The sequence below is a fragment of the Mycolicibacterium celeriflavum genome (genome assembly GCF_010731795.1).
Classification (GTDB): Bacteria; Actinomycetota; Actinomycetes; order Mycobacteriales; family Mycobacteriaceae; genus Mycobacterium; species Mycobacterium celeriflavum.
In genome coordinates, this window is record NZ_AP022591.1 from 2182285 (window position 1) to 2208739 (window position 26455).

The following is a 26455-nucleotide window of genomic DNA, read 5'->3' on the forward strand; positions in this document are numbered from 1 at the left end:
GTTCAAAACTCGATTGCCGCGTCGGGGTCAGCCTTCACGTGCCGCCGGCATATAGATCCCGCCAAGCGCAAATATGCGTCAGCTACCTCTTGAATTGGCCGTCACGTGACCGAATCTTCCGAACGGGTTGTTCCAAGTTCCTTACCGATGCGTATGTGAAGGATCGCTGACACAGTGCGGCGCGCGATGGCCGCGTTGGTGACATTAACTGCGCCAGCCGACGCTTCCTAACCGTGCCGCGACCCAGTGCACCTCGGCCAGCGTGTCTCACGCTCAGTGCATACTCGCAGCGTTGATGGTGTCTTCGACGGGTCATCACACTCGTCGTCCAGACAGGCACGTCCCACCACTCACGTCTGCTTTCCGCGTGATTGTGTTGTCCCACAAGCGCGGTGACGGGTTCGTCTCACGAATCACGTTATTCCTAGTTGGCGGCGCAGCGCGCACCCTACGAGCGTGGGGAGTACAGGCGAACCCGCTCTTGCTTGCCCTTGAGCGCGATTGCCGGCGTGCACGTCGTGGGGTGTGGGGCGCGATGTGGCTACCGTTGGGTTGTGCTCAAGGAACTTGCGGGAATGCCTGCTGGCATTCAGGCCCTGGAGGCCGTCGGCACGGTGACAGCAGACGACTACGCGCGAGTCTTCGCGCCGCTAGTCGATCAGGCGCGACGAACAGAAAGTCGGATGCGACTCCTCTACCAATTCGGCCCGGGCTTCGACCGGATCACGCCAGGTGCGCTATGGGCGGACAGCCGACTTGGGACGAGTTACGCGCGGCTGCTCGACGGCTGCGCTGTCGTGAGCGACATCGGCTGGGTTCGGGCGCCAACCCGCGGCATCGCAGCGTGGATGCCGTGCCCGGTGCGGGTGTATGGCAACGCTGAGCGCGCTGACGCCGTCGCGTGGCTGACCTCGCTACCGGAAGGCGCTGAGGTTTCCGTTCGTGACATAACCAAGGCCTACATCGGCGGAGTGGGCGGCGCGCTCGGGAGCCTTGGGAAGCTTGTCATCTCCAAGGTTCTAAAGGGCCGTCAGGCCCATCATCGGGCTCCTTGATCGAAGGGCCTCCGGCCACGACTGAACGAAACGGCGCTCACGTGCATTGGTTAGGCTGAGCGCCCTCGACGACGCATCGTCGTAAGCACAACACAAGATGTGGTGCACGAAAAGTCGCGAGAAGTTCGCACATATCTTCAGTTTCGGCCGAACGTGGCAAAAAGGGCTATTATGTCCAATATGGCCACTTTGACGTTCCGTAACCGTGACGGCGAACTGGTCGACGTGCCGACCGTGGCCGCCACCCGTTTCAAGAACGAGTTCGGGGCGGTCTTCGAGCAGGCCACCAGCACAGGCGCCGTGGCGATCACCAAGCACAACACGCCGAGGGCGGTGTTGTTGTCGTACGCCGAGTTCGAGGCGCTGACGAAGGCCGGCGCACCTGCGCTCGACGAGCTGACGGAGCAGTTCGACGATCTTCTCGAACGGATGCAGAGCCCGAAGGCGAAGGAGGGTATGGCGGCTGCCTTCGACGCCAACCCGGATCAACTGGGCCGCGCCGCGGTGAAGGCGGCCCGCCCGAAACGGCGGCGCTGACTGTCCCGGCTCTATGTCCTTGCCGGCGTCAACGGCGCCGGCAAGAGCAGCATCGGCGGCGCGATGATCCGCGCGGCGGACAGTGATTACTACAACCCCGACGAGGCCGCGCGCCAACTGATTGCGGCCAACCCCCGGCTTGACCAGACCAACGCGAACGCCGTGGCGTGGCGTCAGGGGACGCGACTCCTCGAGCGGGCGATCCACGAACGGCTTGATCTCGCGTTGGAGACCACGCTCGGTGGAAGCACCATCGCCCGGTTGCTGTCCGAAGCGGCGTCAGAACGCATCGAAGTGCGCATCTGGTACGTCGGGTTGTCCAGCGCCGACGCACATGTCGAGCGGGTTCGGCAGCGGGTGCGGTCCGGCGGCCACGACATCCCCGAAGCCGACATCCGGCGCCGCTGGCGACACAGCAGGCAGAACCTGGTGCAATTGCTGCCAGTACTCGCCGAACTGCGGGTCTACGACAACTCCGCACACGCCGACCCTGCCGAAGGGCAGGCGCCGCGGCCGGTGCTGGTGCTGCACGTGGACCACGGCGAGGTCGTCGGTCCCGCGGACCTGTCGGCGACACCGGCATGGGCGAAGCCGATCGTCGCGGCCGCGCTGAAGCTACATGCATAACCGGGAAGCCCCTGGGAACACCGACCGCAATGACGACTCAACGACAGAGCTGTCCCGGGCATCGCCTCGGATCGGCCCGCCAAGAACAGTGGGGTGGTCATGCCGGGATGGCTTGAAGCCGGATGGTGGGGGCTGGTGGCGGGCGCTGCCCTGGTTCTCGGTGCGCTGATCGGCTGGGCCGCACGGGTGCCGGTTCGAGTGGTCGCGGGCGTCATGGCGTTCGGCGCGGGTGTGCTGATTTCTGCGCTGGCGTTCGACCTCATGGACGAAGCGGAGCGCACCGGCGGGCTGTTGGCGACCGCGATCGGTTTCCTCGGCGGGGCCGTTGCGTACGTCGCCGCGAACGCGGCGCTGGCCCGGCACGGCGCGCGCCATCGTAAGCGCTCACACGACCGGCAACCGACGGAGGAGCAAGCGAGCGGCAGCGGGGCGGCGATCGCGATCGGAGCCCTGCTCGACGGTGTGCCGGAGTCGGTGGTGCTGGGCATTTCCCTGCTCGGCGGGCAGGGCGTCGGAGTGCCCGTGCTGGCGGCGGTGTTCATCTCGAACTTTCCGGAGGGGCTGTCCAGCGCCGCCGGGATGAAGCAGGCCGGTCGCACTGCGCGTTACGTCTTCGGAGTGTGGGGCGGAATCGCGGTGATCAGCGGTATCTCCGCAATGTTGGGATATGTGCTGCTGGCCAACGCCTCGCCGGCTCTCGTCGCGGTGATCACCGCAGTCGCCGCCGGAGCGATCCTGGCGATGATCGCCGACACCATGGTTCCTGAAGCCTTCGAGGAAGCGCACACCCTGACCGGAGTGATCACCGCGATCGGCTTCCTGACCGCCTTCGCGATCGAACGGGTGGCCTAGCGGCGCTAACTCGTCCCCAGCGGATCGATGGTCCAGGCGATGTAGAGCATCGTTGCGCTGACGGTCGCGGTGGTGACGAAGTCGACGCCCCGGCTGCGCACCGCGAGCAGGCCCGCGCGGTCGTCGCTCAACACCAGCCGTAGCGCCGCGGCGACGCCGACCCCGATCGCGATCACCAACGCGCCACGCCGCCAGTAGCCGGCGACCACCAGGACGAACGCGACGACGAAGGTCAGGCCCACCGACCAGAACGGCCACTGGCCGGTGAACACTTTGCGCGCGAACTCTTTTGGCGTCACGTCGCGGCCGATGTCACCGGCTCTTCGCGCGAGCGTCCCCAGCCCCATGGGCGGGGCCCCACAACACTGCCTCGGCGCGCTCGACGACGTTGGTCAGCAGGAACGCACGGGTCAACGGGCCGACGCCGCCGGGGTTCGGCGACACGTGGCCGGCGACGTCCCAGACATCGGGGTGCACGTCGCCGACGAGCTTGCCGTTCTCGTCGCGGCTCACCCCGACGTCGACGACGGCAGCACCCGGGCGCACCATCTCAGCGGTCACCATGTGCGGCATACCCGCCGCGGCGACGATGATGTCGGCCTCGCGAGCGAGCTCGGGCAGATGACGAGTCGCGGTGTGGCACAAGGTCACTGTGGCGTTCTCTGAGCGCCGGGTCAGCAGCAGGCCAAGCGGGCGGCCGACGGTCACCCCGCGCCCGATGACGACGACATGCGCGCCGGCGATCTCCACCTCGTAGCGGCGCAGCAAATGCACGATGCCCCGCGGGGTGCACGGCAGCGGCGCGGGCTCGTTGAGAACCAGCCGGCCCAGGTTCGTCGGATGCAGACCGTCGGCGTCCTTGTCCGGATCGACCCGCTCCAGGGCGGCATTCTCGTTGAGGTGTTTGGGCAGCGGCAACTGCACGATGTAGCCGGTGCACTCGGGGTTGGCGTTGAGTTCGTCGATGGTCTCGTCGAGTTTGGCTTGGCTGATGTCGGCGGGCAGATCGCGCCGGATCGAGTTGATGCCGACCTTCGCGCAGTCGGCGTGCTTGCCGCGCACGTAGGCGTGCGAGCCCGGGTCGTCGCCCACCAGCACTGTGCCTAGACCGGGCGTAAGTCCCGCCGCGGTCAGAGCCGCGACCCGTTCGGAGAGGTCGACGAAGATCTCGTCGCGCGTGGCCTTGCCGTCCAATGTGATCGCACCCACGCGCCCCAGTCTGGCATGCTCCTTTCATATGAACACCCAGCCCAATGTGTTCACCCCGGCCAAGCTCGGCCCGGTGACCCTGCGCAACCGGATCATCAAGGCGGCTACGTTCGAGGCGGCGACGCCCAACGCGCTCGTCACCGACGACTTGATCAACTACCACCGGCTGCCCGCCGCAGGCGGGGTCGGCATGACGACGGTGGCGTACTGCGCGGTCGCCCCCGGTGGGCGCACCGACGGCTGGCAGATCTGGATGCGTCCGGAGGCTGTGCCGGGGCTAAAGAAGTTGACCGAAGCGATCCACGCCGAGGGCGCGGCGATCAGCGCGCAGATCGGTCACGCCGGGCCGGTCGCGAACGCGCGGACGAACAAGGCCAAAGCGCTGGCGCCGGTGCGCTTCTTCAATCCGCTGTCCATGCGGTTCGCCAAGAAGGCCACCCGCGACGACATCCGCGACGTCACCGAGGCGCACGCCAACGCCGCTCGTCTGGCGATCGAGTCCGGCTTCGACGCGGTCGAGATCCACCTCGGACACAACTATCTCGCCAGCTCGTTCCTGAGCCCGTTGCTCAACCGGCGCACCGACGAATTCGGCGGCTCGCTAAAGAACCGCGCAAAGGTGGCGCGCGGCGTCGTCACCGCCGTGCGCCGCGCCGTCGAAAAGGAGGGCAACCCGATCGCGGTGACCGCCAAGCTCACCATGACCGACGGGGTGCGCGGCGGTATCAGCGTCGAGGAGTCACTGCAGACCGCGAAGTGGCTCGAGGAGGACGGCGGGCTCGACGCCATCGAGCTCACCGCGGGCAGCTCGCTGGTCAACCCCATGTACCTGTTCCGTGGCGATGCCCCGGTGAAGGAGTTCGCCGGCGCGTTCAAACCACCGCTCCGGTGGGGCATCCGGATGACCGGTAAGAAGTTCCTGCGCGAGTACCCCTACCGCGAGGCTTTCCTGCTCCGCGACGCCAAGCTGTTTCGTGCGGAGCTGAAGCTGCCGCTGATCCTGCTGGGCGGCATCACCAACCGCGACACGATGGACCTGGCGATGGCCGAGGGGTTCGAGTTCGTCGCGATGGGCCGCGCGCTGCTGGCAGAACCCGACCTGATCAACCGCATCCAGGCCGACAGATCGGTGCGGTCGATCTGCGATCACAACAACAAGTGCATGACCACGATCTACAGCCACACCCATTGTGTGCTGACGGGGGCGCCGGACAACTATCAGCCGTCCGCCGCGTCCCGCGGCTCGACGTAGGCCACCATCGGTTCGGTGACGAGCACGCGGTCTCCCGAAGTCACGAGCAGTTCCTTCGCGGAGAACGTGTAGGTGGCGCCCTCGTGCTCGACGGTGAACACCCCGTCATCGTTCTCGACCGCCGCGGCGGTCAACACCAACCCGTCGCTCATCCGGACACCGCGGTACTCAAGGCTCCCGCCCCGCACGCAGATTGCCACCAGCGCAAACTGGGTGCGGCCGAATGCCACTGGCTCCCAAGGCGCTTCGCAGCGGGCCTCGGAGTCGACGAACCCACGATCGTCGATGGCAATGGCGCTCTGCGCATCGACCGTCGGCGCCAGGAACGCCGCCGCGATGCAGAGCCCGGCAATGCCGACGCAGACGAAAGGCGCCCGAGACACCATGACCAATGGTGACCACGATTCGACGCCATTGGCGCGCGACTCGCCGGACGATCGGCAAACTTTCGTCACTTGCATCCGCGACGGCATCACGGACCGCCTCCGCGCACAGCGCCCTTACCGTTAGAGTTGGCCTCGATGAGCCGACCCGCCCCACCCGCGCTGACCGTTCGGTACGACGGATCGACCCGGACCTTCGCGGCGGGAAACGATGTCGTCATCGGCCGTGACCTCCGCGCCGACGTTCGCATCGCCCATCCGCTGATCTCCCGGGCGCACCTCGTGTTGCGGTTCGACCAGGGCCGCTGGGTCGCGATCGACAACGGCAGCCTCAACGGGATGTTCGTCAACAACCGACGGGTGCCCACCGTCGACATCCAGGACGGCCAGACTCTCAACATCGGCAATCCCGATGGCCCACGGCTGACATTCGAGGTCGGCCGTCATCAGGGTGCGGTGGGCCGAACGCCGACCATGGCGGTACCGATCACCAGCCAGCGGCCGGCGGGTGGTCCCCCGACCCCTCCGCCGACGTCGGGACCGCACGCCGCACGTCCGTACGGACCGCCACCGGGTGGGCCGCGTTCTGCGCCGGCATATCCGACCGCCCCTGCACCGCCCCGCTATCCCAGCGCACCACAACCCGCGCATAGCAGCGGGCCCGCGGCGGCTCCGCCGAGCACCCCGCAGCCGGTGCGCCCGCCGCAGGCGTCGCAGCCGATGTCGGCGCCGGGTATCGAGTCGGCGACCATGATGGGCCCGACCGCAGCACCACGCTCCAGCGAGGGCAACCTCGCCACGAGCATGCTCAAGATCCTGCGGCCGGGAGCTCGGCCCGCGGACAACATCCCCGGCGCGGTCAAGATCGGCCGCGCGACCGACAACGACATCGTGGTGCCCGACGTGCTGGCGTCGCGCCATCACGCGACCCTGGTGCCGACCGCTGCCGGGACCCAGATCCAGGACAACCGCAGCATCAACGGCACGTTCGTCAACGGCGCGCGGGTGGAGTCCGCGGTGCTGCGCGACGGCGACACCGTCACGATCGGCAACATCGACCTGGTCTTCTCCGGCGGCACGCTGGTTCGCCGGACCGAGACCGAGGCCGCAACCCGCACCGGCGGCCTGGAAGTGCACGGCGTCACGTGGACCATCGAGAACAACAAGACGCTGCTGCACAACATCTCGATCGCGGCACGGCCCGGCACGCTGACGGCCGTCATCGGGCCGTCGGGCGCCGGCAAGTCGACGTTCGCGCGCCTCGTCGCCGGTTACACGCATCCGACGACGGGCACGGTGACCTTCGAGGGCCACAACGTGCACGCCGAGTACGCGTCGCTGCGGTCCCGGATCGGGATGGTGCCGCAGGACGATGTCGTCCACGGCCAGCTGACCGTCCGTCAGGCGCTGATGTACGCCGCGGAACTACGGCTGCCGCCGGACACCACGAAGGCCGACCGGGAACAGGTCGTCATGCAGGTGCTCGAGGAACTCGAGATGACCAAGCATCTGGAGACCCGCGTCGACAAACTCTCCGGCGGTCAGCGCAAACGCGCCTCGGTGGCGCTCGAACTGTTGACCGGCCCGTCGCTGCTGATCCTCGACGAGCCGACGTCGGGTCTGGATCCCGCACTGGACCGCCAGGTCATGACGATGCTGCGGCAACTGGCCGACGCCGGCCGCGTCGTGCTGGTCGTCACGCATTCGCTGACCTATCTCGACGTCTGCGACCAGGTGCTGCTGCTGGCGCCCGGCGGCAAGACCGCCTTCTACGGTTCGCCCAGCCAGATCGGCGCGTCGATGGGCACGACCAACTGGGCCGACATCTTCAGCACGGTGGCCAGTGATCCTGACGCGGCCAACCAGCGCTTCCTCTCCAAGCACGGGCCACCACCTCCACCGCCGCCGACCGAACAGCCGTCCGACCTCGGCAGCCCGACCAGTACGAGTGTGCGGCGCCAGTTCTCGACGATCGCGCGGCGCCAAGTGCGCTTGGTGGTGTCCGACCGCGGCTACTTCACGTTCTTGATGCTGCTGCCGTTCATCATGGGCGTGCTGTCGCTTTCGGTGCCCGGTGACGTCGGGTTCGGCGTGCCGGTACCCGCGATGCAGGGCGGTCCGGCACCCAACGAGCCGGGCCAGATCCTGGTCATGCTCAACGTGGGCGCCATCTTCATGGGCACCGCGCTGACGATCCGGGCGCTGATCGGCGAGCGGGCGATCTTCCGCCGCGAGCAGGCCGTCGGATTGTCTACCACCGCATACCTTTTGGCGAAAATCTTCGTGTTCACGTTGTTCGCGATCGTTCAGTCGGCGATCGTCACCGCGATCGCGATCATCGGTAAGGGTTGGGGCCCCGGCGCCGTGGACAGCGGATCCCTTCTCGGCAACCGCAGCATCGAGTTGTTCGTCGACATCGCGGTGACGACGGTGGCCGCGGCGATGGTCGGGTTGGCGCTCTCGGCGCTGGCGAGGTCCAACGAACAGATCATGCCGCTGCTCGTGGTCGCGATCATGTCGCAGCTGGTGTTCTCGGGCGGCATGATTCCGGTGACGGACCGGCTGGTGCTGGATCAGATGTCATGGTTCACGCCCGCGCGCTGGGGTTTCGCCGCTTCCGCCTCGACGATCGATCTGATCCGACTGGTCCCCGGTCCGTTGACACCGGCCGACCGACACTGGGAGCACAGTGCGGGCACATGGCTGTTCGACATGGCGATGCTCGGGTTGATCTGCATCGGCTACACGGCTTTCGTGCGCTGGCGGATTCGGCTGAGCAGCGCCTGAGCCCTGCGCCGCCGCGACCCCGCGAGGGGGCATTGAACAACTCGATCCATCGTTCGACGGTGCGGCGTGTGCTCACCTCGCCGGGGCCAGCCGCTTGAGAGCCAGTCCCCCTTCGAAGGGCCTATACCCGAACGCGGGTGGCGCGACGTATCCGGTGTCCCCCAACGGTGTATGCACCTCGTCGACCGTCGGCCCGATCTTGGCGCCGACGGGCGCGAGGGCTTCCAAGTCGAACCGGTACAAGCGTCCCGCGTTGCCGGCCAGGATCTTTCGGCAGACGGCCTCGGGCTGGTCGTGTAGCGCCCAGCGGATCGCCAGCTTGGAGTGGGGCGCAAAGCCTTCCTCGTGCGGATAATCGCTACCCCACATGAGGTGATCGGCACCCATGTAGTCGATCATCGAGGATTCGTACGGCGTGATTTCGGACGCCAGATAGCAGTTCCGCTTCGCGTACTCGCTCGGGGCCAGCTTGAGCTCGTCGATGGACGAACCGCCGAACATCCCGTACGTTCGGTTCCCCGCTTCGGATTTCATGCTGGGCACCATGACGTCGAGCAACATCATCTGTTGCTGGAGCCACAAAGTGCCCTGCTCCGTGGGTACGAACCGCAATGCGGGATGCCGCTCGAAGACTCCCGCGAGGATCAGGTGCGAAACCGTACGCTGCGCCCACATCGCCATCTCGGTGACGAGCACGGCGTTCGACGCGGGCTGATCCATCGGCATCACCGGACTACCTGCCCCCGCGTGTTGGACCACCGTCAGGTCCAGCGCCGTGCACAGCGCCCAAAGCGGTTCGTACCGGGTATGGAAGAGCGGTGCGACGTTCGGATCACCCGGCGAGACCGCCGGGAGGAGGACGCCTCCGAAGCACTCCTGTTCGGCACCCCAGCGGATCTCGTCGAGCGCGAGGTCGACATCGTTCGGGAAGACCTGAATCAACCCTCGGCGTCTGGCCGGGGCAAGCGAACAGAAGTCGATCTGCCAGCGGTTATGGGCTTGCACACCCGCCCAACGCTTTTCGAATTCGTCGCGGGTGCGCGGCAGAGTGATGGTGATGTTCGGGGTGGTGGGGAAGAACGGCGGGACGGTGTTGGGAAGCAGCACCTCTGCCGCGACCCCGTCAGCGTCCATTTCCGACATTCGGAGTGCGTGGTCCCAGTTGCGCTGTGCGGTGGCGATGACCAGATCATCGAACGGGCTCACATAGGTGTTGGCCCACGCGTCGAAATCATCGTGCAACTGACTCGTCAGATACGGCTTGTAGTCGAGCAGATCGGCCCCGGCGTGGGTGTCCGTCGAGATGACAACGTAGCGATCGATCGTGTCCCAGGAAGCGGCCAGAGAAGTCATCGCCACATCCTTGCCCCGAACGGATCCCCGTGCAACGGATTTCGTCGCATTGAGCGCGGTTGCCCGCCCCGCATCGCTGCGGGACTCGAGCAATGGGTCGACGCCGGTGCCATTCACAGGCAGTGAGTCGGTCGGCCACGATTTGTCGGTGGGTGCTGTCATGATGCGGTTATGGTTTCGATCGCTCCTTCTGGCGTTGAGGTGGATTTGAGCCGCCTCGAGCGTTTGGAGGTGTTGTTTGGGCAGTTGGAAGAGCTTTCGGGTCAGCGCAATGCCATTGACGGGCGCATCGTGCAGATCGTCGCCGAACTCGATCACGACAACCTGTGGGGGATCACCGGGGCGCGCTCGGTCAAGGCGTTGGTGGGCTGGAAACTCGGGCTGTCCGATGCGACGGCCAAGACAGTCGCTGCGATCGCGGATCGGTTCGAGGAGTTTCCCCGCTGCACCACCGAGATGTCGCACGGTCGGTTGTCGCTAGATCAGGTCGGCGTGATCGCCCAGCACGCCGCTTGCGGCTCTGATGAGCATTATGCGGAGCTGGCGTCGGTGGCCACGGTCAACCAGCTGCGCACCGCGATCAGCCTCGAACCGCGCCCCAAGCCCGACCCCAAGCCCGAGCCGCAGCGTTCGATCACCAAGATCACCGGCGCGCAGTTCAGCACCTACCGGATCACCGTGCCCAACATCGAAGCGGCCAAGGTCGACGCCGCGCTGCAGTCCCATCGTGAAGCGTTGATCAGCGAACACACCCGCGACCACGGACCCGACGCCCCCGGCGAGGACCACGAACGCCATTTGCAGCGCGACTCGCAGTGCCGGCCGCCGTTTCCGACGCTGACCGATGCGTTCCTGCGCATGGTGGAATCGGCCTGGGACGCCGAGGTGGCGCGGCGCCCACACGGGCAGCACACGACGGTGATCGTGCATCTGGACCTCGACAAGCGCGCCGCCTGGCCGCACCTGGGTCCGCTGCTCTCTGATGCCGATCGCCAATACCTGTCGTGTGACGCCAACTGCGAGGTGTGGCTGCAACGCAACGGCCAACCCATCGGCGCCGGGCGCACGACGCGCCAGATCAGCCGCCGGCTGCGCCGCGCCCTGGAGCACCGCGACCGCACCTGTGTGGTTCCCGGCTGCGAAGCCACCCGCGGACTGCACGCCCATCACATCGTGCATTGGGAAGACGGCGGAGCCACCGAGCTGGACAACCTGGTGCTGGTGTGTCCCTATCACCACCGGCTCCATCACCGCGGCGCCATCACCATCACCGGACCCGCCCCCGACCTGACCGTCACCGACCCCACCGGCCAACCACTGACCAACGCATCACTGGCCCGCCCACCGACCCAACCGCCACCCGCGGTCCCACCCTGGCGCGGACCCCTCGGCGAACGCGCCGACTGGTGGTGGTACGACCCCTTCGAACCCCAACCCCCACCATCGCCCAACTGAAGTCGGCCACCGAAACAGGTTGGCACATCGAGAGATTGAGCCAACATGCACAAAATAGCTGCCGCCGCAGCTGATTTCAGAGCCGCTCACTCGCCGTGGATGTTCAGCCCGTGGGCGGCGGCATAGGCCAAGGCCTGGTCGACGTCGATCTTCGCGCCGCGCAGACTCGCGGTGGTCCACAACGTGGCATCCGTTCGGGCGCCGCGCAGGTCGGCCTCATCCAACCGGATGTTTTGCAGGCGGGCGCCGCTCAGATCCGCACCACGCAGTACCGCCTTGCGTAGGTCGGTGTCGACGAGACCGGCCTCGCGCAACCGGCACCCCGTCAGATCCACTCCCCGCAAGTCACACCCGCCGAGGACCGCCAACGTCAGGTCGACGTCGACCAGGGTCAGGGGCCGAAGCCGGCTGTCGGTGAACACCGACCCGAGCATGCTGCACTGCCGAAAGATGCTGTGGTGCAGCGTCGCCCGATCGAAGCGGCAGTTGCGGAATGCGGAGCCGACGTGCTCAGATTCAGTGAAGTCGACACCGCGGAAGTCGCACTCGTCGAACAGGGACCGCTCGGTGCGCAGTCTGCTGAAGTCGTCGTCGCGGAAGTCGTGACCGACGAATTCGCGTTCGCTCCAGACCTCTTCGTCCGAACTCACCTGATCAGCCACGCAGCGACGTCAAGCTGTCGAGCGCGTACTCGGTGACCGCGATCAGCGCCGCCTTGGCGGAGCGCCGGTCACGAGCGTCGACGGTGATCACCGGGATGTGCTCCGCGAGGGCCAGTGCCTTGCGAACCGCGGCGACCGGATGCCTTGGCGCACCGTCGAACTGGTTGACGGCGATGAGAAACGGCAGGTTGCGCGCCTCGAAGAAGTCGACCGCGGCGAAGCTGTCCTGCAGGCGCCGCACATCGACCAGGATGATCGCGCCGATCGCGCCGCGGACAAGGTCGTCCCACATGAACCAGAACCGGCGCTGCCCGGGCGTCCCGAACAGGTACAGAACCAGGTCCTCGGCGAGCGTGATGCGGCCGAAGTCCATCGCCACTGTCGTGGTGTTCTTCTGCGGGGTGGCTTCCAGGCCGTCGAGGCCCGCCGACGCCGTGGTCACCAACGCCTCCGTCCGCAGCGGCATGATCTCCGAGACCGCACCGACGAACGTCGTCTTGCCGGCCCCGAATCCGCCGGAGATGACGATCTTCGTAGAGGCGGTCTGTCCCGACGTGTTCGGCGCCCGGCGCTCCTCAAAGTGCCCTGAGGCCACGCAGTGTCCTTCCTATCAGCTCACGTCGTTCGTCGACGGTGGTCGAGTCGGTCAAGGTGCCGCGCACCGCCACATAACCTTGCGCGACGAGATCCCCGATCAGCACGCGCGCCACGCCGAGCGGCAAGGATAACTTCGCGGCGATCTCGGCGACCGAGGGGTGGTCGACGCACATGGTCAGGATCTGGCCCCGCACATCGCTGCTCGGCCATCGCGTGGGCTTGTCCGGATCGAGGGTCTCGATCGGCGCTTCCAACGGCAGGTAGACGCGGGAGTCGGTGCGGCCCGCGGTCAGGATGTATGGCCGAACGAGACTCGGCTCTTCCCTCGCGTCGGGTTCCCACAGCGATCTGCCGGCCACCTCGTCGGTCTCATCCCAACCGTGCGGATCATCCATCTGGTGCTCACGAGTGCTGAGGTGCGCGCCGTCGAGCGGACTGGACGACGGTGCCCACCCGTTCGACCAATACCGCCATCTCGTAACCGATCTGGCCGATGTCACAGTTGCGGGTCGCCAGCGTGGCCAGATTCGAACCGTCACCGACGCGCATCAGCAGCAGGTAACCGTTCTCCATCTCAACCACCGACTGCAACACATGGCCGCCCTCGAACAGTTGCGCCGCGCCGGTGGACAGGCTGGCCAGCCCGGATGCCACCGCGGCGAGCTGGTCGGCGCGTTCGGTCGGGATGTGCTCGCTGGCGGCCATCAACAGACCGTCGGCGGACACCAGCACGGCATGGGACACCCCTGACACTTCGCGGGCGAATCTCGAAACCAGCCAGTCGAGCGAGTCGCGCTGCGTCGATCGCGCCGGGTTGGTCATTCGGTATCTGTTCCTCTGTTTCCGGTGGTCTCTCTTGCGTGCGAGCGGCCGGCATGCACCCCGCCGAAGTGGCTGCTGATACTCGCGCGAACGGCTTCCGGGTCCCGCTGCGGCCCACCGGCGGATGAGGTTCGGACTCCAGCGTCGAGCTCAGCCGCCGATGCTACCTTCTCGTCCCCGGTGGCAGCGGCGCCCGGCACCAAGCGGGCGCCGGGGTCACGCATCGGAAGGCCCTCGTCGGTGACCCCGGTGACGGGGGCCTCGTCGGCGGCGGCCGCGGCCGACCAGCCGTGGTCCCAGACGGACTCCCAGTTCAGGTCCTCGCTGTTGGCGAGTTCGGTCGGATCGACCAGCCACTCCGAGAGCATGCTCTGGTAGATCGCGTCGTCCGAAGCGGCTGTCTGCGGCGATTCGGCCGCAGCGGCGCGCGACGGTTCCGGTTCCGGCGTCCGGTCGCTCGCCGGCTGTGCCCGCGCCGAAAAGAACTCCGAGGTGTCCGTCGGCCGCTCGGCGACCGGCGTCGGGGTCACCGCGGCGGGGGGACCCGCGATTCCGCTGGCGCCTGGATTGCGTTGCGGCAGCAGCGAAACCGGCAGCTCGGAGTGACCGTTGAGGTGTTCCGATTCGGCGCGCCCGTCGTCACGACCGGTCTCTCGGTGATCCTCGTCGAGCGCCAACGCTGTTGCGATCCCCGCGTGGGCGTCAGCGGGCGTCGCGTACTCGGGTTCGCTGAATTGATCGGGCAGGCCGGCCCGTCCGAGCAGCTCGGCAGGTACGTACACGCCCGCGGTGGTGCCCGAATTCGGTTCGCCGGCAACGGTGCTGCGCAATCGGACCACCAGCCCGTGCTGCGCCGCGAGACGACCCACCACGAACAGGCCCATGTGCCGCGCGGTGTACGGGTCGACCTCTCCGCCGGACTGCAGGCGGCTGTTGGCGACCCGCAAGTCCGACTCGGTCATACCCAGCCCGATGTCGCTCACCTCGATGACCAGCCCGCCGTTCGCCGTGTGCACCGCCGACACCCGAACCTGCGAGATCGGCGGGGAGTACCGCAGCGCGTTGTCGAGCAGTTCGGCCAGCAGGTGAACCAGGTCACCGGCGACCGCACCGGTGACCTCGCTGTCGGGCACGGTCGCGGTCACCACGCGGGTGTAGTCCTCGACCTCGGACGCCGCGGCGTTGATGACGGCCGACACCGGAACCGGTTCGGCTTGTTCGCGCGGCACCTTGGCGCCCGACAACACCAGCAGGTTGGCGCCGTTGCGGCGCATCCGGGCGGCCAGGTGGTCCAACCGGAACAGGCTCTCCAGCCGCTCGGGATCTTCCTCGTCGCGTTCCAGCCGATCGATCAGCGACAGCTGCTGGTCGACCAGCGACCTGCTACGGCGCGAGAGGGTTTCGAACATATCGCCGACCTGCAACTGCAACCGCGATTGCTCAGCGGCCAGGAAGACGGCCTGCTCGTGTAGTTCATCCACCGCGTGCGCGACCTGACCGACCTCTTCGGAGGTGTGCACCGGAATCGGCGTGATCGCAGGTGCCTCGCCGCCCGCGCGGACCCGCTCGATCTCCTTCGTCAGGTCATCGTGGGCCACTTTGAGTGCGCTGTCGCGGAGTCGGCGTAGCGGGCGCACCAGCGTGCGCGCCACCAGGATCACGATGATCAGCGCCAGCAGGATCGCCCCACCGACGATGGCCGCGTCGCGGATCGACGTGGTGCGCTGGGCGTCGGCCCGCTCCTGGACGGCGGAGGTGACCGCGGTGGTGACGCGGTCGATGATCTGGCGGGCGATCTGTTCGGCTACGGCCACCGACGCCAACAGCTCGGGATTGTTGACAAGGGGCACCGCCGGATTGGTCATCAGAGCCATCCGCTTGACGAACTCGGCCTGAAGCTTCTGCGCCTCCGGTGATCCCACACCGAGCACCTGGCTCATCCCGAACAGCGTCGACGGCTCGGTGCCCGCGAGCGCGATCACCGCGGTCCGCAGTTCGGGCTCCGGCAGCTCGGCACCGCGGGTGAGGGCGAGCTTCTGCATCGTCATCTGACCGCGGGCACCGATCGCGCGGGACAGCCCGAGCGTCTCGGCGCGGATGCGTTCGTCGTCGACGCGGACCGATCCGGTGACCGCGTCTTCGGCGGGCAGCAGCAGCAACGCGTAGGCCTGAATGGTGTCGCGCAGTCCGATGCTGTTCGCGGTGACCTTGTCCACCAACGCCTGGCCGTCGTCGATCATGGTCGTGACGCCCTGCCGCACGTCGGGGGCGACGTCGGTGCTGTCCAGTCGGCGCTGTAGCTCCCGACGGCTGCTGTCGAACCGGGTCAGCGCGGACTGGATGTCCCCGCCGGTGGATGTTGCCAGCATCGCGCCTTCCAGCGCCGCCATGTAGCTCTCGATGGCCGGCACCATTTCGGTGCGCTCGGCGGCACGACGCAGATCCGATTCCTCGGTGAGGCTGCCGTAGATCCGCAAACCGCCGAACATTCCGGCCAGAATCAGCGGCACCAATACGATCGCGAACACTTTCCAGCGGACGGGCCAATTCGCCAGCGCCCACCGCGACGGCCGCTTCACCGGTGGCTCTGGTTTACGTTCGAAATCGACGAGCGTGCCATCGGACTGCTTGAGCTGGGAGAACACACTCATCGACGCGCACCTTCGCGGCCGGCCGCCAATCCGGGATTCAGTAACGGCGCATCGTTCATAAGGCTTCCCACCGATTTCCTACTGATATTGCCCCTCCCCCGACGGGCACGTTCCGGCCCTGGCAATTGGTCGAGTATGCCAGCGATGTGCAGCCGATTCCACAATTCTTACTGAACAGACAGAGTTCATAAACGCAGCTCAGAGGCGCTGTGCGAATTTCCGGCAAATACTCCGGGCGCGGGCTACGCCGCCCGGAGAACCGCGACGAGAAAGTCGGCGTCGTCGGTGAACGGCCGAAGGTCCCAGGTGGACAACAGAAGGTCGGGCGCCAAGCCGGCGGCTGCGGCGTCGTCGAAGAATTCGGCGAACGGGTAGTCGCGGCCGGCGCCGAAGCCGATCACCGCCCGCCCCCCGTCGCGCAGATGGTCACGCAGCCGGGCCAGCACCTGCACCCGGGTGCTCGGCGCGAGGAATGTCATGACGTTGCCTGCCGACAGGATCACGTCGAACGGTTCGGCGATTCCCCGTGCCGGCAGGTCGAGCTCGGCGAGATCGCCGACCAGCCAACGCGGTCCGGGATAATCCTGTTCGGCGGCCTCGATGAGTGCCGGATCGACATCGACGCCGACGACCCGGTGACCGGCCGAAGCCAGATATCCGCCGAGCCGCCCGGGACCGCAACCGGCGTCGAGGATGTGGGCAGCGCGCGGAGCCATGGCGTCGACGAAGCGTGCCTCGCCGGCCAGGTCTTCACCGGCGCGGGCCATCGCGCGGAAGCGCTCGATGTACCAGCGCGAATGCCCGGGATCCGCCGACACCTTCTGCATCCAGAGGCTCTGCGCGACCATGCGACCATTATCGCAGGAGAGGGTCGACGAGCCGGTGGCGGTGACGTCGTAGCGCTTTCACGCTGGAGGGGTCGTAGTTGTTCAGGTTGTTGTTCTTTTCGCCGCGCATCGCCCCCAACACCGGTAACGCGATCCGGATGGTGGCGGCGACCGGGTGCGAATTGCATCTGGTCGAGCCGCTGGGGTTCGACCTGTCCGAGCCGAAACTGCGCCGCGCCGGTCTGGATTACCACGACCTGGCGTCGGTGACCGTGCACCGTGACCTCGCTGCGGCGTGGGAGAAGCTGGCGCCCGAGCGCGTCTTCGCGTTCACCGCGCATGCGGCGACGTCGTTCGCCGACGTCGAGTACCTGGCCAACGACGTTTTGATGTTCGGGCCGGAACCCACCGGCTTGGACGCCGCGACGCTGGCCGATCCGCACATCACCGCCCAGCTGCGGATCCCGATGCTGGCGGGTCGGCGCTCGCTGAACCTGTCGAACGCGGCCGCGGTCGCGGTGTACGAGGCGTGGCGCCAGCACGGGTTCAGCGGAGCGATCTGAGCGCCCGCGCGAAGAGCCTCACCAGCTGTTGAAGTGCGCGATCTGCTCGACCGGTAACCGCTTGGCGGGGCGGAAGTCAGTGCCCTTGGTGTAGGCGATCGGGAACAGGCCGCCCTGGCTGTACTTGTCATGCGGGATGCCGAGCACTTCGGCGGCCTGCTTCTCGCCGTCGCCGAGCAGATGCAGCGTCGTCCATGCGGAGCCGAGCCCGCGCGAGCGCAACGCCAGCATGTAGCTCCACGCCGCGGGCAGCAGTGAGCCCCAGAAGCTCGCGCTCGCCGCACCGGGCGCACCGTCGACCCGACCCTCGAGACAAGGGATCAGCAGCCATGGGGCCTTCTCCATGTTTTCGGCGAGGTATTCGGCCGACGACACCACCGCCTGTCGCCGTTCTCCGCGGCTGTCGCCCTCGGCGTATTCGGGATCGGGCATCGTGCGGTACAGCTTCCAGCTGGTGCGGTAGATGTCGGCGAGCGCCTTCTTCTTGTCGGGGTCGTCGACGAAGACCCACTGCCAGCCCTGTGCGTTGGATCCCGTCGGCGCCTGCACCGCCAGTTCGAGGCATTCCAGCAGCACGTCGCGCGGCACCGGCTTCTCCAGATCCAGTCGCTTGCGCACCGAACGGGTGGTGGTCAGGACTTCATCCACGGACAGGTTCAAGGTCATTTTTCGAGACTACATTCGCCTCATGGCAATCGAATTCACGCAAGAGGTGGCAGACAGGCTCTCCACCGACAAGTACGGCTGGTTGACCACGGTGGCGAAATCGGGACAACCGGTCCCGAAATTGGTGTGGTTCTTCTTCGACGGGTCGGACGTGTTCGTCTACACCGAACCGCGCGCCGCCAAGGTCAGACACCTCAGGGCGAATCCGCGGGTCAGCCTGAACCTGGACTCCGACGGGAACGGCGGCGGGGTCATCGTCGTCGGCGGCACCGCGACCGTCGAGGCCGAGGACGCGAACCCGTTGCAGGACGAGCGGTACCGCGCCAAGTACGGCGAGTACGCGACCAGCCTCGGTTTCAGCGAGGAGTTCCTGGCCGCCTACGACACGCGGTTGAAGATCACCGTCGACAAGGTGTGGACCACACCGACCGGGGGTTAGTGCGGCGCTAATCCCCGAGCGCGCTCAGCGTCTGCACGGCGGCCCGCTCCCCGCTGCGGACCGCGCCTTCCATGTTGTCGGGCCAGCTGCTGCGCTCCGCGCCTGCGAACTCGATCAGGCCGTGCCGCTTGGTCAACAACGGACCGCACGCGCACACCTCGCCGGGTGCGAACACCGCGTCGCAACCCTCGATGTGGTCCTGCTCGGCCCACCGCAGGACGGTCGGACAGCGAAGCTGCTGTGGTTGCACACCGAACGCCTGGGCCAGATCGGCAACCAGGACATCGTCGTCGATGGCCGTTCCCGTGGCCGGAAGGAATCCCGTCACTCGGTCACCACGCCGCCAAGCTCCCCACAGGACGTCACCGCCCACCACCGTGTTGTGGCGCACCGAGTGTCCGCGCGGCAGCAACGCGATCACCTTTGTTCCGGCATCGATATGCAGTTCGGCCAGTCGCACCAGATCCGGCGGCAACGGCGGATCGAATTCGATCCGCGGCAGTTGCGTCACCGGGATCGCGACGACGACCCGCTTGGCATGCACGGTAAGACTGCCCGCCCGGACGTCAGCATCATTGGCGTGCTGCGTGATCCGGCTGACCGGCGTGTTGAATCGAACGGCGTCACCGAGCGGAGCCCCCATCCGGACGGCGACCTGCTGAGCGCCTTGGCTGATGCGCCACTGGAAGGTAGCGGTCAAGCTGCGCCACGGGCCCCCGGCAATGCGGAGCAACCAGAGCAGATGCAGCAGCGACATCGAGCCCAGGTTCTCGCGGGCAAGGGAACCGACGAGCCGTTCCAGCAGGTACCGGCTGCCGGCGTCGAGATGGCGCTCGTCGAGCCATCCCGCGACGGATCGTCCGTCGAGTTCGGCTGCCCGCGATGAACTCCACGGTGCGTCGGCATCGATTCCCCGCGACAACCACGCGAGGGAGCTGAACGCACGTACCAGACCGAGCCAGGTGGCCGGTGGCGGTAATCGACGACGAGCCTGCCGGCCGGGCAGTCGCCACATCACGGGGTATCCGAGTTGGCGGGCCGGCTCAACGTCCAATCCGAGCTCGCGCACCAATCGATGCATTCTCCGATGGGCCCGGCCGATCCATTCGCCCCCGAAGTCGGCGATCGATCCGTCGAGATCGCGCGATCGTGCCCGGCCGCCAACCTCGTCACGAGCCTCGGCGACGAACACGCTTTTTCCCGCCCCGTGCAGATGGCGAGCGGCGGCCAGGCCGGCGAGGCCCGCGCCAACCACCGCTACATCGACCCGCAGAGCGGTATCCTCTGCAGCCATGAGACAAACGTATCAGACAAATGTCTCAATCGGAATGGAGTGGCGATGACTCGACGCACCGGAAACCGGCAGCGATTGCTGGATGCAGCCGTGCGTTGCATCGAGGACCTCGGTTACGCGCGGACGACCGCCCGCGACCTCGTGCAAGCATCCGGGACCAACCTCGGCGCGATCACTTACCACTTCGATTCCAAGGAAGCCCTTCTCAACGAGGCGCTAGCCGAAAGCTGCCGTCGCTGGCTGCAGCAGATACAGCAGGCCTCCACCGCGGCGTCGTCAGGCGACCCGTGGGAAGACACAATCGCTGCTGCGTATGGCGCCCTTCGCGACGGGCGGATGTTTGCCGTGGCGTATGTCGAAGCGTGGGCACAGGCGGAACGCAACCCGGTTCTGCGTGCGCAACTGGCAGCGCACTATCGCGAATTCCGCACGGCCACGGCCGCCCTCGCTCAGTCCCTGAGTCACGCGTCCAGCGAGTCGCTGCCCGACCCGGAAGCTCTGGCGACGATACTCGTGGCGGTCGCCGACGGCCTTGTCGTTCAGTGGCTGCTCGACGCCGACTCGCTGCCGGTACCCGCTCGACTGGCCCGAGCGCTCACACAAATCGGTATCAGCTGAAGTCGCGTCCCGCGAGATTCGCGGCCACTTCCCTCCCCGCTCCAGGTGTCGACCTCGCGGATGTCACTCATCGGCTGTTGATTCCTCGCGCAAGCGCTCGTCATGCCTACTCCCTAACATGTCTTTGACCGCCAGGTGGCTGAACAGCATGCTGGTGCCGATCGGGTTGCCGCCGCCCGGATAGGCCGTGCCGCTCGGTGCGGCCATCGTGTTGCCGGCCGCATACAGCCCGTGGATCGGGTTACCGGAGGTGTCGAGGACCCGCGCCGCGGTGTCGGTGCGCAGACCGCCCTTCGTGCCGAGATCGGAGATGCCGAACATGGCGGCGTGAAACGGCGCCTTCTCGATCGCGACGAGTGGTGAGCCACCGCCGAAGAAGGCGCGGTCGTACGCCTCCTCGCCGCGCCCGAAGTCATGATCGGCGCCTTCGTCGACGAATTCGTTGAACCGCGCGACCGTCGCCACCAGGTTGTCCGCAGGCACCGCGATCTTCTCGGCGAGCTCCTCGAGCGTGTCGGAGGTGTGCCAAAGCCCAGCCTCGACATACTTTTCCCTCTCGACGATCGACACGTTGGTGGCCTTGACTGGCGGTATCCCACCGTCCTTGTCGTCGTAGACCATCCAATACGGCAACGTGACCGAGCCATCGGCCAATTGGGCGAGAATGTCCCGGCCGATCCGGTCGTACGGCGCAGACTCGTTGACGAACCGCCGGCCGTCCTGGTTGACGAAGATGCCACCGGTGAACCACAGCGCAAACGCTGACCGCCCGTCCGGATGCGTCATACCCGGCGACCACCAGGCCTGATCCATCAGGTCGGTATCCGCGCCGATCGCAACGGCCGCCTGCAGCGCTTCGCCACGATTTCCCCAGGGCCCCATGGTGTCCCGTACCGCGCCGGGCACGTCGTAACGGCGACGGAGGTCCTCGTTGCTCTCGAACCCACCGGCGGCCAACAGCACGCCCCGTCGTGCTCGGATGGCCCTGCGTTGATCTTCCGTCTCAACGATCGCGCCGACCACTCGGCCGTCCTCGAGCACGATCTCGGTCAGCGCGGTGTTGCGCCGCAGCGACGCGTGTGAATATTGGCCGATGGCCTTGAGGAACCGGGCGATCAAAGCGCGACCGCCGATGAAGTAGTCGTCGGGCTGCGGTGCGCCGAGGCGATCGGCGTCGAGCGGGCCGCGTACCAGCTCACGCAGTTCCGGCGCCTTGGAAACGGCGAACGGCCTTGCGGCGATATGCCGTTGGCCGTCGAGGCGCGCCTTGGGCACCTTGCCGAAGTAATCCGGCCAGGGCAGCACGTCGAATCTCAGGTGGGAATCGTGTTCGAGGTATTCGATCAGCGGGGCACCGCCGCGGACGTAGGTCTGCTGAAGGTCATACGGCGTGCGATCTCCGACCACCGCGTGGTAGTACTCGAGCGCGTCCTCGATCGTGTCGTCGGTACCGGCCCGCACCAGCACCGGATTACCCGGGAACCACACGCCGCCGCCGCCGGAATATGCTGTGGTGCCGCCGAATTGGTCGGTCGCCTCAACCAGGATGACGTCGAGTCCCTCGCGCGCCGCGGTGTACGCACCGGTGACACCGCCTCCCCCTGATCCGGCGACCAGTACGTCGCATTCCTCGTCCCAGCCGCTCATGCGTATTGTGCCCGCCCGTGAGTCTCGAATTCGGCGTCCAGTGACTGCTTTTCGTCGTCGCTCATGCGCCGGTACACGGGTGCACCTCTGCCGGTCCACCGGTACACCGGCTCGTCGGTGTGCCATCGCTGTCGTTGCAGTTGGCGCTTGAGCACCTTGTTGGAGCCGGTGACGGGCAGCCGCGTCGACAACCTCAGAAACCGAGGGACGCCCTTCCCACCGAGGTCCTGCTGGTTCGACAGATAGGCGGTGAACTCCTCGATGTCGAACGCGTCCGGATCGGCCACCTCGATTGCGGCCATCACCTGATCACCCGAGCGCGGATCCGGCACCGCGAACGCCCCAGCCGCGACCACCCAAGGATGCCGTCGCAGCACCCGTTCGATCGTCAACGCCGAAGTGTTCTCCCCGTCGACCCTGATCCAGTCGCCACGCCTGCCGGCGAAATAGATGAAGCCGGCCTCGTCGACATAGCCGAGGTCCCCGCTCCAGTACCAGCCGTTGCGGATTCGTTCGGCGTTGGCCTCGTCGTTGCGGTAATAGCCCTCGAAACTGCGGGTGCCGAATTTGTCGACGATCTCGCCGACCGCCTCGTCCGGATTGCGTACGCGACCGTATTCGTCGAGAACTGCTCGCGCACAATCTTGTAGCGTGTCCGGGTGCACCACCGCGACGCCGTCGTGCAACGGGCGCCCGAGCGCGCCGGCGGGCGCTTGCGGATCAGGCGCGACCACCGCGCCACCCTCGCTGGACCCGTAGCCCTCGAACAGTTCCGCGCCGAACCGGCGGCGGAACTGGGCCTGGTCATCGGGTGAAGCCTCCGTGCCGAAGCCCCGCACCAGCGGATTGTCGGCATCGTCGGGTCGCTCCCGGGTGGCCATCAGGTAGGCCAGCGCCTTACCGACATAGGTGAAGAACGTCGCACCGAAATACCGTACGTCGGGCAGGAATCCGGACGCGGAGAACGACGGTGCGAGGCACACGGTGGCGCCGTTGGCCAGCGCCGGGGCCCACAGCGCCATGATCGCGTTGCCGTGGAACAACGGCATGCAGCAGTACTCCACATCGGCTCGCGAATGCCCGAATTTCTCGGTGGCGGCGTAGGCAATACGGGCCAGTCTGCCTTGGCTGCATTTGACGGCCTTGGACGCGCCGGTCGTGCCGGAGGTGAAAAGAAGGAGCAACAGCGAATCCTCGCCCACGCCTGCGGTGACGGCCGGCTCGACTCGATGCGCGTCGATCACCCGTCCGTACCGCGGGTCGTCGATCACGAGGAATCGATTCGCGTCCAAGCCGAGATCCAGCTCGTGCAATCGATCGAACCCCGCGGTGTCGGTGACGATCAATTGGCAATCGGCATGGCGGATTTCGGCCGCCAGCTCGGCCGCGCCCCGGGTCGGGTTGATGCCCACCACCGTCGCTCCGACGAGGGCGGCGCCGCCGAGCCAGAACACGAAGTCCGGGACATTGTCCAGCAGTACGCCGATATGAAACGGGCCATCGCACCGCATCGACTGTGCCAGCTCACCGCGTGCCGCGGACTCCCGCACGACCTCGTCCCAGGACCAATCCCGTTGCCGGGTGCGCAGACCGAGATGGTCGTCCCAGAGGCGATCGAGCAGCATTTCCGCAATGGAATCGCGCTTCGGCACCGCGATGTCGGAACACATTTCAGGCGGACGGATGGACGAGGTCCACATAAGACTGGGGCAACTCTTCACGCGACATTTTGGTCATGCTCACCACACCGGGATTGTAGGAGTCTTCGCCGAGGATCTTCCCGTTCTCGTCGATCGGCCACAGCAGCAACTGCCGGAATACGATGAGGTAGTCGGCGTCGACGTCGTCGACAGGAATGCCGATGCGTTGGGCTTCTGCGCCGGGGTAGATCTGTTTGAGCAGACCCTCGGTCACCAGGCAGTGGTCGTCGACGACGAGCCGCTGCACCTCGAACTCGAGAATGTTTGTCCGGGTCGCCAGGAAGTCGGTGTAATAGGTCTGCACACCCGCTGTGGTCTTCGGGCCGAAGTCGCCTTCGGCGCCCCAGAAGTGGTAATCCGGTTGCGGAGCCAGCGTGGCCATCAGGCGATCCATATCCGGGGCGGCTTCGGCTTTCATGTGCTCGATCACGGCGCTCAGCACGACGCGGTGGCGTTCATTGGTAGTGTCGGCCAGGCGTTTTTCCAGGGGTTCCCAGGTTCGGGTGGGATCGATAACTGCCATGCGGTCATCATCACGAAGCCGCAGCGTACAGTCATCCGCCGTCCGTCGATCAATTCCGTCCATCCACCCGACACGTGTCGGGCTCGAGTAACTCCTCCGACGACAGGGCAATACGGCGCACCATGAGCACCAACGTCGCCAAGAACCGGTCCATCGGATCGTCGAGATCCCAACCCATCGTGCGCGCCACCGAAGCGAGGCGGGCCGCGACGGTGCTGTGGTGCACGTGCAGCTCCGCGGCCGTTCGGCGCAGCGAACCGAACACCAGGAACGCCTCGACGGTCTGCACTGCCAGCGCACCTGTCGGCGACGCTGCAATCTCGTCGAGTCGGGCCATCTCCCGGTTGTCGCGCACCCGATCGAGCGGCAGGTCGGCCAATAGCTCCAGCAAGCTGAGCCGTTCGTAAGCGATGGCCCGCCTGCCATAGCCGGTCGAGGATGCGAACCGCAACGCGCGCATGGCTTGCTGCCAGGACGTGGGCGCGGCGAACGCACTTACACTGGAGCCGATTCCGACCCATGGCCCACGGTCGGAGTTTGCATGGCGTGGCGACGGGAACGCGTCGACGATCGCCCTCTCGAGTCCGTCGGAGAGCGCCCGGGTATCACCGTCGTGCTGGCACAACACGGCTGTGGCATTGCCGATCGCGACCGTGCGCACCGCCACATCGGCGAGTTCGCCGGTGATGATCTGCAACGCAGCGGACGGTGATTGCGCGGAGACCGCGAGGACGCGAACCTTCCGGGTTTCGTCGAGCCCGAGTAGGCGAATGGCCCGCGCCCGGTCCTCTCGATGTTCCTTTCCCGAGATCACGACTTCGAGCAGTGCCGGGTCGCCGAGCTGCGGTGTGACCGAGCTGCGGGTCAGAACCCTTCGCAGCGAGTGGCTCACGCGATCAATGAGCACCGGGTCCAGCTCCGAGGGGCCGCCCGCACGCTCGACCCAGACGACCGGTTCGTCGTCGAGCGACGGCGCCGCCGGGACGTTCCCCGTGGTGTCCAGCGAACCGACCGTGTCATAGCGGATGACGGCGCCGGATGTCCACCGCGCACCGACCGGGCATTCAGCCAGCAGTGCGGCCGAGCGCACAACGGCTTCGGCGCCAGCCGCTGCCTCGCCAACCTCGTCGAAGTAAGCAATTATCCGCAACACCGACGCGGGGTCGGATCCCAGCTCCGACATCCGAACCGGGCGGCGGCTCATGCCACCACCTTAAGCCGTCGGCTGGGTTGACGTTTCACCATCGAGTGGCCTGGCAACTCGGATGTGACAGTGGGTCAGGAAGGGGACCGGAGTCATGGTTGACGGATATTTCACGTCGAAGTACCGCCGCACCGCAGCACCGGTGTTGGCTGCAGTGTTGCTCGTGGCAGTCAGCGGATGCGCAGGCGGTGACGATGAGGACGCAGATTCGGCGGGGACCACGCCAGCGCCGGCCGCGACATCTGCTGCCCCGGCGGTGACATCTTCTGCGCCGGCCTCGGCTGCTCCGGCAAGCACCGACATCGATGCGCTGCGCCGGGCCGGAAGCACTGCGACGGCAGCCGTCCCCGACAGCACGTTGATCTCCATCGAGACCGAGCGCGATGGCCGGTGGGAGGTCCAGGTCGTCACTGCCGATGGCACCGAGCACGAGATGGACGTCTCCAGCGACGGCGCCACGGTGACGATGGGGCCGACGGCGAAAGGCGAGGACGAAGCCGACAAGGCCAAGCACCGCGACCGGGTACAGGCGGCTCGGGTGGATTACCGGGCAGCTGCCGACAAAATTCTTGCGGAGGTGCCCAACGGCGCCATCACCGAACTCAACCTCGATAGCAACAACGGAACGACGGTCTGGGAAGCCGATGTCATCGACGATTCTCAGACCAAGCACGAAGTCACCATCGATGCGGGTTCCGGTCAAGTGCTGCAAAACACGACCGGACGCTGAAC

The 26455-nt window shown here is 66.7% G+C and carries 27 protein-coding genes; 11 read left to right on the forward strand and 16 right to left on the reverse strand.

Translation table 11 applies throughout. The annotated features are described in order from the left end of the window. The first annotated feature begins 554 nt into the window (after nucleotides 1-554). From G6N18_RS10685 to G6N18_RS10700, 4 genes are all read left to right on the forward strand, one after another. Nucleotides 555-1055, forward strand: coding sequence for a SpoIIAA family protein (locus G6N18_RS10685; RefSeq protein ID WP_083000852.1), 501 nt, complete (start codon nucleotides 555-557; stop codon nucleotides 1053-1055). Nucleotides 1056-1235: 180 nt separating this feature from the next. Then, on the forward strand, nucleotides 1236-1592 hold the full coding sequence (locus G6N18_RS10690; RefSeq protein WP_083000854.1) for a type II toxin-antitoxin system prevent-host-death family antitoxin: 357 nt from the start codon (nucleotides 1236-1238) through the stop codon (nucleotides 1590-1592). Further along, nucleotides 1593-2219 (forward strand): ATPase, encoded by a 627-nt coding sequence (locus G6N18_RS10695; RefSeq protein WP_083000856.1) that lies wholly within the window; start codon nucleotides 1593-1595, stop codon nucleotides 2217-2219. A 99-nt stretch (nucleotides 2220-2318) separates the two neighbouring features. Continuing rightward, nucleotides 2319-3071: a ZIP family metal transporter gene (locus G6N18_RS10700; protein WP_083001111.1), complete on the forward strand. Its 753-nt coding sequence runs from the start codon at nucleotides 2319-2321 to the stop codon at nucleotides 3069-3071. 5 nt (nucleotides 3072-3076) lie between these two features. Here the strand turns inward: G6N18_RS10700 and G6N18_RS10705 are convergent, their stop codons facing one another. Both G6N18_RS10705 and G6N18_RS10710 read right to left on the reverse strand, forming a co-directional pair. Continuing rightward, nucleotides 3077-3370, reverse strand: coding sequence for a DUF3017 domain-containing protein (locus G6N18_RS10705; RefSeq protein ID WP_083001112.1), 294 nt, complete (start codon nucleotides 3368-3370; stop codon nucleotides 3077-3079). A gap of 13 nt (nucleotides 3371-3383) precedes the next feature. Next, nucleotides 3384-4280, reverse strand: coding sequence for a bifunctional methylenetetrahydrofolate dehydrogenase/methenyltetrahydrofolate cyclohydrolase (locus G6N18_RS10710; protein WP_179962392.1), 897 nt, complete (start codon nucleotides 4278-4280; stop codon nucleotides 3384-3386). A 28-nt stretch (nucleotides 4281-4308) separates the two neighbouring features. Between G6N18_RS10710 and G6N18_RS10715 the strand changes: the two genes are divergently transcribed. Continuing rightward, nucleotides 4309-5532, forward strand: a complete 1224-nt coding sequence (locus tag G6N18_RS10715) for an NADH:flavin oxidoreductase (protein ID WP_083000860.1) — start codon at nucleotides 4309-4311, stop codon at nucleotides 5530-5532. Here G6N18_RS10715 and G6N18_RS10720 read toward each other — a convergent pair. After that, nucleotides 5499-5915: a hypothetical protein gene (locus tag G6N18_RS10720; RefSeq protein ID WP_133052447.1), complete on the reverse strand. Its 417-nt coding sequence runs from the start codon at nucleotides 5913-5915 to the stop codon at nucleotides 5499-5501. The two genes, G6N18_RS10715 and G6N18_RS10720, sit on opposite strands and share 34 nt — an antisense overlap. 138 nt (nucleotides 5916-6053) lie before the next feature. Here G6N18_RS10720 and G6N18_RS10725 point away from each other — a divergent pair, with 138 nt between their 5' ends. Continuing rightward, nucleotides 6054-8702 (forward strand): FHA domain-containing protein, encoded by a 2649-nt coding sequence (locus G6N18_RS10725; protein WP_067225178.1) that lies wholly within the window; start codon nucleotides 6054-6056, stop codon nucleotides 8700-8702. Between the two features lie 72 nt (nucleotides 8703-8774). On the opposite strand, the gene G6N18_RS10730 is transcribed toward G6N18_RS10725, so the two are convergent. Beyond that, complete coding sequence (locus tag G6N18_RS10730; protein ID WP_407663580.1) at nucleotides 8775-10055, reverse strand: amidohydrolase family protein; 1281 nt, start codon at nucleotides 10053-10055, stop codon at nucleotides 8775-8777. Between the two features lie 171 nt (nucleotides 10056-10226). Here G6N18_RS10730 and G6N18_RS10735 point away from each other — a divergent pair, with 171 nt between their 5' ends. Then, a complete protein-coding gene (locus G6N18_RS10735) occupies nucleotides 10227-11510 on the forward strand; it encodes an HNH endonuclease signature motif containing protein (RefSeq protein ID WP_083000863.1) in 1284 nt (427 codons plus the stop codon). 86 nt (nucleotides 11511-11596) lie between these two features. Here the strand turns inward: G6N18_RS10735 and G6N18_RS10740 are convergent, their stop codons facing one another. The 6 genes from G6N18_RS10740 to G6N18_RS10765 form a co-directional block, all read right to left on the reverse strand. After that, nucleotides 11597-12172 carry a pentapeptide repeat-containing protein gene (locus tag G6N18_RS10740; RefSeq protein ID WP_234806122.1) on the reverse strand — a complete coding sequence of 192 codons (576 nt, stop codon included), beginning with the start codon at nucleotides 12170-12172 and terminating at the stop codon, nucleotides 11597-11599. After that, nucleotides 12165-12767 (reverse strand): GTP-binding protein, encoded by a 603-nt coding sequence (locus G6N18_RS10745; protein WP_083000866.1) that lies wholly within the window; start codon nucleotides 12765-12767, stop codon nucleotides 12165-12167. The genes G6N18_RS10740 and G6N18_RS10745 overlap by 8 nt, the downstream gene beginning before the upstream one ends. Then, nucleotides 12748-13164: a DUF742 domain-containing protein gene (locus tag G6N18_RS10750; protein ID WP_083000869.1), complete on the reverse strand. Its 417-nt coding sequence runs from the start codon at nucleotides 13162-13164 to the stop codon at nucleotides 12748-12750. Before G6N18_RS10750 ends, G6N18_RS10745 begins: the two co-directional genes overlap by 20 nt. A gap of 7 nt (nucleotides 13165-13171) precedes the next feature. Beyond that, nucleotides 13172-13591, reverse strand: a complete 420-nt coding sequence (locus tag G6N18_RS10755; RefSeq protein ID WP_083000870.1) for a roadblock/LC7 domain-containing protein — start codon at nucleotides 13589-13591, stop codon at nucleotides 13172-13174. Next, nucleotides 13588-16242: a HAMP domain-containing sensor histidine kinase gene (locus G6N18_RS10760; RefSeq protein ID WP_083000872.1), complete on the reverse strand. Its 2655-nt coding sequence runs from the start codon at nucleotides 16240-16242 to the stop codon at nucleotides 13588-13590. Before G6N18_RS10760 ends, G6N18_RS10755 begins: the two co-directional genes overlap by 4 nt. A 242-nt stretch (nucleotides 16243-16484) precedes the next feature. Beyond that, complete coding sequence (locus G6N18_RS10765; protein WP_083000874.1) at nucleotides 16485-17090, reverse strand: class I SAM-dependent methyltransferase; 606 nt, start codon at nucleotides 17088-17090, stop codon at nucleotides 16485-16487. 77 nt (nucleotides 17091-17167) lie between these two features. Here G6N18_RS10765 and G6N18_RS10770 point away from each other — a divergent pair, with 77 nt between their 5' ends. Continuing rightward, entirely contained in the window at nucleotides 17168-17632 is a 465-nt protein-coding gene (locus tag G6N18_RS10770; RefSeq protein ID WP_083000876.1) for a tRNA (cytidine(34)-2'-O)-methyltransferase, read from the forward strand. 18 nt (nucleotides 17633-17650) lie between these two features. Here G6N18_RS10770 and G6N18_RS10775 read toward each other — a convergent pair whose 3' ends face one another. Beyond that, on the reverse strand, nucleotides 17651-18298 hold the full coding sequence (locus tag G6N18_RS10775; protein WP_083000877.1) for a nitroreductase family protein: 648 nt from the start codon (nucleotides 18296-18298) through the stop codon (nucleotides 17651-17653). A gap of 22 nt (nucleotides 18299-18320) precedes the next feature. Between G6N18_RS10775 and G6N18_RS10780 the strand changes: the two genes are divergently transcribed. After that, complete coding sequence (locus tag G6N18_RS10780; protein ID WP_083000879.1) at nucleotides 18321-18737, forward strand: TIGR03667 family PPOX class F420-dependent oxidoreductase; 417 nt, start codon at nucleotides 18321-18323, stop codon at nucleotides 18735-18737. 7 nt (nucleotides 18738-18744) lie between these two features. Here the strand turns inward: G6N18_RS10780 and G6N18_RS10785 are convergent, their stop codons facing one another. Further along, nucleotides 18745-20031, reverse strand: a complete 1287-nt coding sequence (locus G6N18_RS10785) for a flavin monoamine oxidase family protein (RefSeq protein WP_083000881.1) — start codon at nucleotides 20029-20031, stop codon at nucleotides 18745-18747. Between the two features lie 45 nt (nucleotides 20032-20076). On the opposite strand from G6N18_RS10785, the gene G6N18_RS10790 reads away from it, so the two are divergent. Next, the gene (locus tag G6N18_RS10790; RefSeq protein ID WP_163689863.1) at nucleotides 20077-20649 is read left to right on the forward strand and encodes a TetR/AcrR family transcriptional regulator; all 573 of its coding nucleotides are present in this window, start codon (nucleotides 20077-20079) and stop codon (nucleotides 20647-20649) included. 63 nt (nucleotides 20650-20712) lie between these two features. Here the strand turns inward: G6N18_RS10790 and G6N18_RS10795 are convergent, their stop codons facing one another. Genes G6N18_RS10795 through G6N18_RS10810 form a run of 4 tightly spaced genes read right to left on the reverse strand, consistent with a single transcriptional unit; the run spans nucleotide 20713 to nucleotide 25723 of the window. Beyond that, nucleotides 20713-22296 carry an FAD-binding protein gene (locus tag G6N18_RS10795; protein ID WP_083000883.1) on the reverse strand — a complete coding sequence of 528 codons (1584 nt, stop codon included), beginning with the start codon at nucleotides 22294-22296 and terminating at the stop codon, nucleotides 20713-20715. Further along, complete coding sequence (locus G6N18_RS10800; RefSeq protein WP_083000885.1) at nucleotides 22293-23966, reverse strand: steroid-22-oyl-CoA synthetase; 1674 nt, start codon at nucleotides 23964-23966, stop codon at nucleotides 22293-22295. The genes G6N18_RS10795 and G6N18_RS10800 overlap by 4 nt, the downstream gene beginning before the upstream one ends. 1 nt (nucleotide 23967) lies before the next feature. After that, entirely contained in the window at nucleotides 23968-24519 is a 552-nt protein-coding gene (locus tag G6N18_RS10805) for a nuclear transport factor 2 family protein (protein ID WP_165757334.1), read from the reverse strand. A gap of 49 nt (nucleotides 24520-24568) precedes the next feature. After that, entirely contained in the window at nucleotides 24569-25723 is a 1155-nt protein-coding gene (locus tag G6N18_RS10810; RefSeq protein WP_083000888.1) for a PucR family transcriptional regulator, read from the reverse strand. Nucleotides 25724-25817: 94 nt separating this feature from the next. On the opposite strand from G6N18_RS10810, the gene G6N18_RS10815 reads away from it, so the two are divergent. Continuing rightward, entirely contained in the window at nucleotides 25818-26453 is a 636-nt protein-coding gene (locus tag G6N18_RS10815) for a PepSY domain-containing protein (RefSeq protein WP_083000890.1), read from the forward strand. Nucleotides 26454-26455 lie beyond the last annotated feature (2 nt).